The organism is Magnetospirillum fulvum MGU-K5, assembly GCF_000442515.1.
GTDB classification, from domain to species: domain Bacteria; phylum Pseudomonadota; class Alphaproteobacteria; order Rhodospirillales; family Magnetospirillaceae; genus Phaeospirillum; species Phaeospirillum fulvum_B.
This window is the reverse complement of record NZ_AQPH01000014.1, coordinates 51,777-62,663: the sequence shown is the minus strand read 5'-3', so window position 1 is coordinate 62,663 and position 10,887 is coordinate 51,777. Positions and strand designations below refer to the sequence as shown.

The following is a 10,887-nucleotide window of genomic DNA, read 5'->3' as shown; positions in this document are numbered from 1 at the left end:
CCAGCAGCCGCACCCGGGCATCCGTTCCCTCCCCGACGATTTCAGCTCGTTTCAAGGATAGTCCGTGGCGTTCGCCTTCACCGGGCACCAAGGCATCGAAGCGGGCGATGTTATGGGCGTAAACCGAGGCCGCGCCGTCTCCCGCCGCCAGATCAAGGGCAAGATCGGCCTGTTGCGGCACGCACACTTTGGCGCAGGCAAGAAACTCGACTCGGGCTTTCAACGATATCGCCTGCCCCGGTGCAGTCAGGTTGGCATCAATCGGCAGCACCACCTCGCCTTGATAGCCGTAATTTTGCAGACCGGCCAAGACAAAGCGATGCGGCGCAGGCCAGCGGAAGGCCACCTCGCCCAGCCCCTGCGACCCGGCCCAATCGATCCGGGGCGGATATCCGGCATCCCCCGGCGTCCGCCAATAAATTTTCCAATCGGGAGCAAGATCGAATTGCAGGCCAAGGCGTAAGCTGGCCGCATCGCCCAGGGTCGCGCGGGCGGACACCAACCGTACCCGCCCCGACTCGGAGGTCACCCACTCGGACGCCCCCGGTTCCGGGGCTGCGGCGGTGGGCGGAACGGCGGCAAAAACCAGCAAAGCCGCCAGAATCATCGTCGCCCAGCGAAACCCGATCATCCCGGCTTCTCCCGATTTTGCGTTCCTCGTCCGCACAACAACACCGACGGCGCGCCGGAGTCAACGACCGGCCCAGGCGCGTTTACTGCGTTTCGGATAACATTTTTGTTGTGTGAATTATAAAAATATGACATCGTGTAATTGTTATTTTTGATCAGGAGTCCTTGCCATGAGTTCATCAACCGCCAGTTCTCTGTCCTATGCTGGCGAGGTTTCCCCGACCGAGGCTTGGCGGCGTTTGGCCCAAAATCCCCGGGCATGGCTGGTCGATGTCCGCACCCAGGCGGAATGGACTTTCGTTGGTCAGCCCGATCTGTCCTCGCTGGGACGGACTCTGGTTCGGGCGTCGTGGCAGATCTTCCCCGGCATGGTCCATAACGACGATTTCGCCGCCCTACTTGAATCCGAAGGGGTCGGCCGTGATGATACGGTGTTTCTGCTGTGCCGCTCCGGCGTTCGCTCGCGGGCGGCCGCCGAATTTCTGACCGAACTCGGCTATCGCGATTGCTGGAACGTCACCGACGGTTTCGAAGGCGGACACGACGGCAAAAAACATCGCGGTACCGTATCGGGATGGAAGGCCAGTGACCTTCCTTGGCAACAGGGTTAGAGAAACAGACTCTATTGCGGTGACGAAGAGCGGTTGGGCGTTGACACTCCCGCCGATTGGATCGATATCGAGTCAGGTATCCCGTCGATCCTCGGCGGGAGTGTCGTTTCGTCCGCCAGCGCCCTGTGACGGGGCCAGAGGTCGCTCTTGTCCTTCGCCCGCCCCTTTTACGTTTCCCTGACCCTCGGCCTTGCCACGCTGGGGGGAGACACTTTGGCCTGGGCCGAATCGTCACCGACGATGCAGCGGCGGATCGATACGGTAATCGCCTCGATTCCGTCCGCCGATCCGGAACGCGAGGGCCGGATGTTGCGCGACTTTTATCGCGCCCGTGGTTACCACTTGGCCTGGACCGGACCGAAAGCCGCGGCTGGTACCCGCCTGCTTGGTGAGGTGCCGACGCTGGCCGCCGCCGAAGGACTCGACCGTTCGCCTTATGTCGTTCCGTCCTCCTCCTCGACCGAAATCGAAGTCGACGTCCTGCAAAGCAGCACGTTGCTGCGTCTCGGCCGCGATATCGCTATCGGTCGGGTCGATCCGGACCGGGCCTTCGGTGGGTTTGGCGGCAAAAACCGCAACGGATTCGATGGGGTTCGCTTCCTGCGTGGTCTTGCCGACGGAAAAGCCCTGACCGACCAGGCCGCCGCGTTTCAGCCGCCTTTCGTCGGCTATCTGCGCTTGAAGGAAGGGCTGGAGCGGACCCAGGCGATCGCCCGCGCCGGAGGCTGGCCCAGCATTCCCGACGGTCCGAAACTGGTTCCGCTTGAAACGACTGACGAACGCCTGCCGACCTTGCGCCGCCGCCTGATCGCCTCGGGCGATCTCGACCCCGCTTTCGCCGACGGCACGACCTATGACGCCCCGGTCGTCGAAGCGGTGAAGCGTTTCCAGCGCCGCCATGGGCTCGACCCAGACGGCACCATCGGTGCCCGCAGTCTGGCCGCCCTCAATGTCCCGGTCGAAGTTCGGCTGCGCCAGATCACCGCCAATCTTGAGCGCTGGCGCTGGATGCCGCACCAACTGGGGCGAATGCATGTCAGCGTCAATATCCCGGCCGCCTCGCTCGATCTGGTCGAAGACGGTGCGGTGGCGCTGTCGATGCGGGTTGTCGTCGGCGACACTCGTCATCCCACGCCCAGCATGGACACGTCGATGAGTTCGGTGGTCCTTAATCCGCCGTGGTCGGTGCCAACCAGCATCGTCAACAACGAGATTCTGCCCAAATTGCGGCGCGATCCCAATTATCTGGCCAACAGCAATCTCCAGATCGCCGATTATCCCGAGGACAGCCCCGAAGCGGCGGGCGACGGTATCGACTGGAATGCGATCGGCAAGAAGTTCCCGTATCGTCTGCGCCAGCCCCCGGGACCGGATAACGCCTTGGGTCAGTTGAAGTTCAACCTGCGCAACGCAGACGATATCTATTTGCACGATACGCCCAACCACCGGACGTTCTCGCGAGCGTTCCGCGCCCTTTCGCATGGCTGCATCCGGCTGGAAGACCCGATTGGGCTGGGCGAAATTCTGCTGGGAGCTCGGTGGCAAGGCCGGTTAGGGGAAAACCTGAACGCGGATAAGAAAACCCGGACCCTGAAGCTCGAACGCAACATCCCGGTCTATCTGGTCTACTTCACTGCCTGGGTCGATCCGTCGGGGGATATCAATTTCCGCGATGACATTTACGGCCACGATCGCCGCCTCAGTCAGGCGTTGCGTCAGTCCCGCGCCCCGGCCCGCCCACGCCCGAATCCGCCTCCCGCCTGACATCAAACCCCAAAAAGATCAATTTAAGAGAGGTTCCACTTTCCCCTTCAACCGTAATTAAATTACGGCTTTCTCCCTAATTCGAAGGCGGTGCGGCGGAAATTCCACACCGTTAGGGTTGACACCTGACCTGCCGTCGGTGCTAAGAAAGGGCCGCGCCCGTTCTAAAGGGTGATCCGCAAGGAGGGCGGGATGATCGACGAGGTGAAGAACCGGCGAGGTTTTCTGTCCCTGGGCCTGGGGGCCGCAGCAGCAATGCTGGTTGTATCTCCGGTCGAGGCTGCTGTTCGTCGTTTGCCCGAGCGTTCGCTCAACCTATACAATACTCATACCGGCGAAACCCTGAAGACCGTCTATTGGGGGGAAGGCCGTTATCAACCCCGGGCTATTGCTCAGGTCTCCAAGCTGCTGCGCGACCACCGCACCGGGGCGATCCATCCGATCGATCCGCATCTGCTAGACCTGCTGGTCTCGGTTCAACGCAGGCTGGGAGCCAAGGGGGCGGTCCACGTCGTCAGCGGCTATCGCTCTCCCGCCACCAATGCGATCCTGGCAAGCTATAGCGACGGTGTCGCCACCCACAGCCTGCACACCCAGGGTAAAGCGATCGACATTCGCCTTCCCGGCCACACCACCCGGATGATCGGGCGTGCCGCGCGTTCGTTGCGCGCCGGCGGTGTCGGCACCTATCCCGAATCCGATTTCGTCCATATCGACACCGGGCGCGTCCGGGTGTGGTAGGACGCCCGCATCAGCGGGCGTTACGCTTATCAAGCATCGGCTTCATCCCCTCGATCGCCTGAACCACCCGGTCGGCGGGCAGCTTGCGCAGGTCAAGGCTGAACCAGCCTTCAGGAACCTCGAGCATCTGCGGATCGACGGCGCCCACTTTCAGATGGGACAAGGTCATTTCCACCGGCGACGGATTGCCCCCCGGTGCGGCAACCGTCCCGACCGCTTTCACCACAATCCCGTCGCGGTTGGTCCAGATTTCGCCCTCGAAACCGCCTTTCGGTCCACTGGCCTGGGCCGTCCAGCGCGTGGTCCGCATTCCGGCCACATTTTCTTCGCCGATCCGGGTCCGTTCGATCGCCCACGACTGAAGCCCGCCAACCACCGCACCGGCCGCTTCCAGCGACAGGCTGACATACCATTTGCCGCCGATCCCCAGGAAGTAGGCGGTCCCGGTATCGCGATGGATCAAGATCCCCTGCCCCCCCCTTGGGTGACGACATCGCGCCGTTCGCTTCCCGGAGCGTGCCAGACACGGCCGGTATAGGCTCCGCGCGGTCCGGTCATCGTGAAATCAGCGCTGTAGGACACCTGAGCGTCGAGCACATCGAGCGCGGGCTCGGCCGCACGAGCCATCGGCACCGCCACCAGCGCAAAGATCAGGATCAGGGCCCCAAGCAGTCTTGGCATTGTCTTCCGTCCTCGTTCAACCGTGGTCTTAGGCCCGGAGAAGATCACGAGAACGGGACGGGCTCAAGGTCCGGACACGAACTATCCATAGGAAATATATGGAACCAAGCCGACACAGACCCTATCTTCGTCTCCTGACACTCCGTTTGGGGAATTGTGATGATGGCCGCGCTGTTCGACCGCGACGACATCGCACCGCTCGGCCGGGAGGATGAGGGATTTCGTCTTCTGATCGACCTTTGTCCCGACGCCCTGATCGTTACCACCCAATCAATCGTGGTCTTTGCCAACCCGGCCGCCGTGCGCCGGTTCGGAACCGAGGATTATCCCGCTCTGGTCGGATGTCCCATCCCGGACTCACTCGATGGCATCGGAATCGGGTCGGCGAGTCTTCTCCGCCACGATATCGTGTTTCGCGGCTGCCCATCCCGGTTGCTGGTGTTTCGTGATGCAGCCCAGCCCTTGCTCGAGACAATCGCGGCACGATTGCGCCATGACCTGGCACAGCCCCTCAACGTGATCCGTCTGGCCGCCGAGGGGGCTTTGCTGATGATCGAGCGGGGCAAGCCCCCCGCGTCCGGCTGGCCCGAGACCCAATTTGCCCTGATTGCCGAACAGGCCGAACGCACCTCCCAGTGTCTTGAGGACATGAACGCGCTGTTTCGCCCGACATCCGTCTCACCATCGACCAGCAGCCCGATGGCAGTGCCCTGCGCCTCTGCCGAGGCTCACATCCTCATCGTCGGGAACGATACCGCCCTCCAGGACCATTTCGGTAATCGTCCGGGAATTCGGGTCAGCGTCGCCGCGACCTGCACCGATGCCTGGACCCAGTTTTGCAACGATCCCGCCGACGTGGTCGTGATCGACCCGGACGGACAGATCGGTGACGACACTGCCCTGATTGCCACGCTGCGCGATTTCGACCCGCTTCAACCGATTATCCTGACTCCGCTCCAGCCGGATGAGCATGACAGCCGAGATATCACCAACCTTGACGAGAGACTTGCCGTCATTGCAAAACCTTTAGACTGGCCTTCACTCGACAGAGTGATTGCTGTTTTTCTGCGTCCGCCAGCCTGCGACGCCATCACGTCATACTGATATGCCTTATTTCCCAAGGATTAAGTGAGCGGGTTGTCGATATGGACGGGGACGCTTATACTTTCGGGCGGGCTGATTTCAGCCCACCCTGATTGGGAGTAACCGAATTGCGTATTCTTGTGGCCGATGACCACAAGCTGGTGCGGGACGGGTTACGACCGTTCCTCAAAGAGCTTGATTCCGAGGCCGAGATCATCGATGCGGCCTCGCTGGGAGAGGCTGTCGCCGCCATTGAAGGCGCGCCCCGACCCGATCTGGTGCTGCTTGATCTGATGATGCCGGGAATGACCGGACTTGACGGACTGACCCAGATCAAGGCTCTTGCCCCAGGAATTCCGGTGGTGATCGTGTCGGGCTATTCCTCCCGCGACCACGTCCAGGCAGCGGTTAAAGCCGGTGCCGCCGGCTTCATCCCCAAGACGGTCGGCGGGAATGCGATGGTCAACGCCTTGCGGCTGGTTCTGTCGGGAGAAACCTATCTGCCGTCCAGCAGCTTCTTTGAAACGACCGATGCGGCCCCCGCACCCCACGCCGCAGGGGCACCCCCGCCGTTTGACCGCCTGTCGCGGCGTGAGGGCGAAATTCTGGCGCAACTGATCGAAGGGCGGACTAACAAGGAAATCGCTCAGGCGCTCAGTCTTCAGGAAATCACCATCAAGGTTCACCTGCGCAACGTCTATCGCAAGATCGGCGCGGCCAACCGGGCCCAGGCGGTCCGGATCGCCCTGCAATCCGGCTGGGACATTCCACCGATCGCTCCTCCCCTCCCCCGTCCGGCCGGGTGACCCGTCCGGCCCGGTCGTGCTATCCTGGCGGCCTCTTTTGTCCCTGGGGAGTTCGATTTTGGCCTACCGACGCGACGGCATTTCCGCCTTTCATCCCGTGACCCTGATCACCACCTGTTTTGGTGTCGGCCTGCTGCCCAAAGCCCCCGGCACCTGGGGGTCCCTGGTGGCACTTCCTCTCGGTTGGGCGCTGGCGTCGGCTGGGGGCAGCCGGATGCTGCTGGTGGCGACGGTGATTTGTTTCGTCGTCGGCTGGTGGGCCGCCCGCGACTATATCGGCCGGACCGGAGTCGAAGATCCCTCGGAAGTCGTGATCGATGAAGTCGCCGGGCAATGGCTGGTGCTGGTGGCGGCTCCGCTCGATCCGGTTGCCTATGGCGTCGCCTTCATCCTGTTCCGGCTGTTCGACATCTGGAAGCCCGGCCCGATCGGTCGGGCCGACCGCTCGTTCGGCGGCGGGATGGGCGTGATGCTGGACGACATTCTGGCCGGAATGTTCGCGTTGGCCGGGCTGGTTCTCTTCCTCCACCTCCGCCCGCTGCTCGGATGACCTTCCCCGATTTATTGAGAGAGTCCGCGCGGCGGACTCTCGAATCCCTAAAGGACCGGGGGCTGACGCTTGCCACCGCCGAATCTTGCACTGGCGGACTGGTTTCGGCGGCGCTGACCGCATTTTCGGGATCGTCGGCGGTGGTCGAGCGCGGCTTCGTCACCTATTCCAACGACGCCAAGACCGAGATGCTGGGGGTGCCCGCCGCCCTGATCGCGGCGAATGGCGCGGTCAGCGCCCCTGTCGCCCGCGCTATGGCCGAAGGGGCGTTGGCGCACTCTCACGCCGACCGGGCCGTCTCGATCACCGGAATCGCCGGTCCCACTTCGGATAACAGCCAGAAACCGGTCGGGTTGGTTCATTTCGCCCTGGCGATCCGGGGCGGTGCGACCAGCGATCATGTTGAGACATTCAGCGGCGACCGCGACGCGGTCCGGCTTCAGGCCGCGCTGACCGCGCTGGCCCTTGCGGCGGAAGAACCGCTCCCGCATCTCAGCGCGGCGGCAATTCCTCGACCGTAATCCCACCGCCACCCCCGCCAGAGCGCGAGGACGGGGTATAGGCCGGGGCTGCGGCGGGAGGCGCAGCCTCCTCAACTCTCTCCTGGGAGGTATAGGCGGCAGCGGGAGCGGGATCAGCCGCCGGAGCCGACGCGGCAGGCTCCCGCTGGCTTTTCTCAACCGCCTTGACCGTATGGGCAACCAGATCGGGAATCCCACACCCCGCCAGCAGCGGAGCCAACACACACACCAGAACGACCGCACGCACGTTGTCACCCATCCTTTTGGAGCATCAGGCCGGATCGAAAGCTTCGACCCGAACCAGATCACCCGCCTCGACCGCCGACAGGGCGGTCAGATCGTCGGAAGTCCGCCCCCACAGATTGGCCCGAGCCGCCAGACGGATTTCGGACCCTTCCGAGCACGGAGTCGGACCATAGCCGATAATGATCGATTCCCCTTCGGAACGAAACACGATCTCGCCCGACTGGACGACCTCAAGCGCATCGCCTTCCAACGGGGCACGCACCGGAGCCTGAAAATAAACTTCGCCGGGCCAAGTGGTTGCCCGAGAATCGAACGGGACTGCGGCCAGGATGGCTTGGGCCGTCGGCGTATCAAGCAAGTCCACATGAAGGGCAACGCGCCCGACGCTGATTTTCACTTTCGGCATATCACCCGGCCCCCAACCGTTTGCGATTGACCGTCAGTGTGCCTTTTCCGATCTGACTTGGCTAGGGTCGACTCCAAACCCCGGTTCAAACCGTTCCACCTTGGCTGCGCAACGCCCGCAGAACCTCGCGGGTATGTTTGGCGATCATCATCTCCTCGTCGGTGGGAATCACCCAGACCGACACCTTGCTGTCGAGAGCGCTGATCAGAGGAGCGCCCTGCTCGTTGGCTTCCTGGTCGATTCGAATCCCCAGCCATTCTGACAGGTCGCAGACGCGGGAGCGGATCGCGACGGCATTCTCGCCAATCCCCCCGGTGAAGACAAAGGCATCGATCCCCCCCATCGACGCCGCCAGCGAACCCAACTCGCGCGAGATGCGATAGACGAACAGATCGACCGCCTCGGCGGCACGGGGTTCAAGACTGTCGAGCAGAACCCGCATATCGCTGCTGACCCCCGACACGCCCAACAGACCGGACTGGCGATAGAGCAGATCCTCGATCTCTTTGGGGGTCATCCCTTTTTGCTGCAACAGATACAGCACCACCCCGGCATCGATCGAGCCGCTGCGGGTGCCCATCGGCAGACCGTCCAGAGCGGTGAAGCCCAGGGTGCTGGCGATGCTTTTGCCTTCGGCGATCGCGCACATCGACGCGCCGTTGCCCAGATGCGCCACCACCACCTTGGCGCGGGCGGTCGCCGGGGCGTAGGACTTCAAGGTGCGCGAGATGTATTCGTATGACAGGCCGTGAAAGCCGTACCGCCGCACCCCCTCGATCGTGATCTTACGCGGCAGGGCAAAGCTTTGTGCCTGCCAGGGGTTGGAGCGATGAAACGCGGTGTCGAAGCAGGCCACCTGGATCAAATCGGGATGGACAAGGCGAAGCGACCGGATCGGTGCCAGATTATGCGGCTGGTGCAGCGGGGCCAACGGCACCAATTCCTCGAGTTCATCGAGCAATTGATCGGTAACCGGCATCGGCTGGGAATACAGCGCCCCGCCATGCACCACCCGATGACCGGCGGCGCGCAGTTCAACATCGCCCAGATGATCTTCGACCCAGTCGATCAGGTGCTTGAACAGCACCTCATGCTGCATGTCGCTCTGTTCGGTCCACCGCCGCTCGTTCAGAACCAGCCCGAGCGGGGATTTAACGACAAAATGCGGCGCGGTCTCGATCCCCTCGACCGATCCCTTACAGGACAGAGTCGGCTTAATTCCTTCCTGCGAGATGTACAAAGAGAATTTGATGCTGGATGAGCCAGCATTGATGACCAGGATTCCGTCTTTCATGGGCAGGACCCTTCGAGTCTCGCGTTAAAGCCATTATTCGGCGGCAATCGACTTGTTCTTGGCGCGGCGGGCATGGGCGAAACGAACCGCCACCGCGCACGAGGCCAGGCGCGCCTTGGCGCTGTCGGCCCGGCTGGTCAGCACGATCGGAACACGGGCCCCTAAAACGATTCCGGCGGCTTCAGCATCGGCCAAATACGATAATTGCTTGGCCAGCATGTTTCCGGCCTCGAGATCGGGAACGATCAGGATGTCGGCCCGTCCCGCCACCGGCGAGACGATCTTCTTGATCTTTGCCGCTTCGACATTGATCGCATTATCAAACGCCAGCGGCCCGTCGAGGAGCCCCCCGGTGATCTGTCCCCGGTCGGCCATCTTGCACAGGGCCGCCGCTTCGATCGTCGAGGTGATTTTGGGATAGACCGTCTCGACCGCCGACAAAATCGCCACCTTGGGCAGATCAACCCCCAGGACATGGGCCAGCGAGATCGCGTTCTGGACGATATCGACCTTGTCCTCCAGCGTCGGGTAAATGTTGATCGCCGCGTCCGAGATCATCAGCGTCCGGGGATAGCTCGGCACGTCCATGATGAAGACGTGGCTGATCCGCCGCGAAGTACGCAGACCTTTCTCGCGCGAGGCAACCTCGTGCATCATCTCGTCGGTGTGCAGCGAACCCTTCATCAACGCCTCGGCCTCGCCCGACCGGCACAGAGCGACCGCTTTTTCCGCCGATTCGTGGCTGTGGGCGCAGTCAACAATGCGCAGACCAGCGATATCGATCGAGAATTCGGCAGCAACCTGACGGATTTTGGCCTCTGGGCCAACCAGGATCGGGGCAATCAGGCCGAGACGGGCGGCTTCGACCGGACCTTCCAGCGAGACCTGATCACACGGATGGCACACCGCCACTGTCACCGGCGTCAGCCCGCTGCAACTGGTGATGATATCTTCGAAGACATGATGGCGGCGATGCAGGCTGGCTTCCTGCAACTGAATGCGCGGCTGCACCGATTTGACCGTTGGGGCGGCAACGCGGGCCCGCCCGGTATAGACGGTTTCCCCGGTCTGTTTGGTCGCCAGGCAATCGAACACGACGTCGTGGGGTGGCAGAGTCTCGATCACGGTAACCGTCACCGTTACCGTGTCACCGATATCGATCGGTGCGGTAAAGGTGATGTCCTGGCTGCGATAGGATGTCCCCGGCCCCGGCAGTTCGTTGCCGAACAAGGCCGACAGCAACGAACACCCCCACATGCTGTGCGCTTTGATCTTGCCGCTGCGGGTAAAGAGTTCTGCACTCTCCGGGCTGTAATGCGTGGGGTTCAAGCCACCGATCGCGACGCCGAACAGTTCGACGTCGTCCATGGTGCAGGTCCTGGTCAGAGTGGCGCTGTCACCGACCCGAATCTCATCGAACGTCCGGTTTTCCATCATCTCGGGCATGCTCGGCTCCGTCAGTGGCGTTCGCTGTTATTTTTATTTTGCAGTGCAACAATATAATCCATCTCCTGGCATAGACACAATGTCCAGTTCACATCCGTAACCACCACG

Annotated in this window: 14 protein-coding genes; 7 read left to right on the top strand and 7 right to left on the bottom strand. The window is 62.3% G+C overall.

Features of this window, described 5'->3' with window-relative positions; genetic code table 11:
* Nucleotides 1-631: protein-disulfide reductase DsbD domain-containing protein (locus tag K678_RS05805; protein ID WP_021131526.1), on the bottom strand; the 631-nt coding region annotated here is incomplete at its 3' end.
* A gap of 169 nt (nt 632-800) precedes the next feature.
* Here K678_RS05805 and K678_RS05800 point away from each other — a divergent pair.
* From K678_RS05800 to K678_RS05790, 3 genes are all read left to right on the top strand, one after another.
* Nucleotides 801-1,241, top strand: coding sequence for a rhodanese-like domain-containing protein (locus K678_RS05800; protein ID WP_021131525.1), 441 nt, complete (start codon nt 801-803; stop codon nt 1,239-1,241).
* Between the two features lie 147 nt (nt 1,242-1,388).
* Entirely contained in the window at nt 1,389-3,005 is a 1,617-nt protein-coding gene (locus K678_RS05795; RefSeq protein WP_039852160.1) for a L,D-transpeptidase family protein, read from the top strand.
* Between the two features lie 192 nt (nt 3,006-3,197).
* On the top strand, nt 3,198-3,746 hold the full coding sequence (locus tag K678_RS05790) for a DUF882 domain-containing protein (protein WP_021131523.1): 549 nt from the start codon (nt 3,198-3,200) through the stop codon (nt 3,744-3,746).
* Between the two features lie 10 nt (nt 3,747-3,756).
* Here K678_RS05790 and K678_RS05785 read toward each other — a convergent pair whose 3' ends face one another.
* Both K678_RS05785 and K678_RS19395 read right to left on the bottom strand, forming a co-directional pair.
* Nucleotides 3,757-4,209 (bottom strand): hypothetical protein, encoded by a 453-nt coding sequence (locus tag K678_RS05785; protein WP_021131522.1) that lies wholly within the window; start codon nt 4,207-4,209, stop codon nt 3,757-3,759.
* Entirely contained in the window at nt 4,206-4,427 is a 222-nt protein-coding gene (locus K678_RS19395; RefSeq protein ID WP_021131521.1) for a hypothetical protein, read from the bottom strand. The genes K678_RS05785 and K678_RS19395 overlap by 4 nt, the downstream gene beginning before the upstream one ends.
* Before the next feature lie 159 nt (nt 4,428-4,586).
* On the opposite strand from K678_RS19395, the gene K678_RS05780 reads away from it, so the two are divergent.
* From K678_RS05780 to K678_RS05765, 4 genes are all read left to right on the top strand, one after another.
* Complete coding sequence (locus tag K678_RS05780; protein WP_021131520.1) at nt 4,587-5,531, top strand: PAS domain-containing protein; 945 nt, start codon at nt 4,587-4,589, stop codon at nt 5,529-5,531.
* Between the two features lie 107 nt (nt 5,532-5,638).
* Complete coding sequence (locus K678_RS05775; protein WP_021131519.1) at nt 5,639-6,316, top strand: response regulator transcription factor; 678 nt, start codon at nt 5,639-5,641, stop codon at nt 6,314-6,316.
* 58 nt (nt 6,317-6,374) lie between these two features.
* Nucleotides 6,375-6,866: a phosphatidylglycerophosphatase A family protein gene (locus K678_RS05770; RefSeq protein ID WP_021131518.1), complete on the top strand. Its 492-nt coding sequence runs from the start codon at nt 6,375-6,377 to the stop codon at nt 6,864-6,866.
* A complete protein-coding gene (locus tag K678_RS05765) occupies nt 6,863-7,387 on the top strand; it encodes a CinA family protein (RefSeq protein ID WP_021131517.1) in 525 nt (174 codons plus the stop codon). The genes K678_RS05770 and K678_RS05765 overlap by 4 nt, the downstream gene beginning before the upstream one ends.
* Here K678_RS05765 and K678_RS05760 read toward each other — a convergent pair.
* The 4 genes from K678_RS05760 to K678_RS05745 all read right to left on the bottom strand — a co-directional run bounded on the left by K678_RS05760 (nt 7,359) and on the right by K678_RS05745 (nt 10,779).
* Nucleotides 7,359-7,634 carry a hypothetical protein gene (locus K678_RS05760; RefSeq protein ID WP_155804473.1) on the bottom strand — a complete coding sequence of 92 codons (276 nt, stop codon included), beginning with the start codon at nt 7,632-7,634 and terminating at the stop codon, nt 7,359-7,361. The genes K678_RS05765 and K678_RS05760 overlap by 29 nt on opposite strands.
* 24 nt (nt 7,635-7,658) lie before the next feature.
* Nucleotides 7,659-8,039 (bottom strand): cyclophilin-like family protein, encoded by a 381-nt coding sequence (locus tag K678_RS05755; protein ID WP_021131516.1) that lies wholly within the window; start codon nt 8,037-8,039, stop codon nt 7,659-7,661.
* Between the two features lie 85 nt (nt 8,040-8,124).
* Nucleotides 8,125-9,333, bottom strand: a complete 1,209-nt coding sequence (locus K678_RS05750) for an acetate/propionate family kinase (protein WP_021131515.1) — start codon at nt 9,331-9,333, stop codon at nt 8,125-8,127.
* A gap of 33 nt (nt 9,334-9,366) precedes the next feature.
* The gene (locus K678_RS05745) at nt 9,367-10,779 is read right to left on the bottom strand and encodes a bifunctional enoyl-CoA hydratase/phosphate acetyltransferase (RefSeq protein WP_021131514.1); all 1,413 of its coding nucleotides are present in this window, start codon (nt 10,777-10,779) and stop codon (nt 9,367-9,369) included.
* Between the last annotated feature and the right edge of the window lie 108 nt (nt 10,780-10,887).

Excerpts from the sequence above, each read along its gene's own strand:
- K678_RS05800 (WP_021131525.1), top strand. The coding sequence starts at position 801 with ATGAGTTCATCAACCGCCAGTTCTCTGTCCTATGCTGGCGAGGTTTCC.
- K678_RS05790 (WP_021131523.1), top strand. The coding sequence starts at position 3,198 with ATGATCGACGAGGTGAAGAACCGGCGAGGTTTTCTGTCCCTGGGCCTG.
- K678_RS19395 (WP_021131521.1), bottom strand. The coding sequence starts at position 4,427 with ATGCCAAGACTGCTTGGGGCCCTGATCCTGATCTTTGCGCTGGTGGCG.
- K678_RS05780 (WP_021131520.1), top strand. The coding sequence starts at position 4,587 with ATGATGGCCGCGCTGTTCGACCGCGACGACATCGCACCGCTCGGCCGG.
- K678_RS05765 (WP_021131517.1), top strand. The coding sequence starts at position 6,863 with ATGACCTTCCCCGATTTATTGAGAGAGTCCGCGCGGCGGACTCTCGAA.
- K678_RS05755 (WP_021131516.1), bottom strand. The coding sequence starts at position 8,039 with ATGCCGAAAGTGAAAATCAGCGTCGGGCGCGTTGCCCTTCATGTGGAC.
- K678_RS05750 (WP_021131515.1), bottom strand. The coding sequence starts at position 9,333 with ATGAAAGACGGAATCCTGGTCATCAATGCTGGCTCATCCAGCATCAAA.
- K678_RS05745 (WP_021131514.1), bottom strand. The coding sequence starts at position 10,779 with ATGCCCGAGATGATGGAAAACCGGACGTTCGATGAGATTCGGGTCGGT.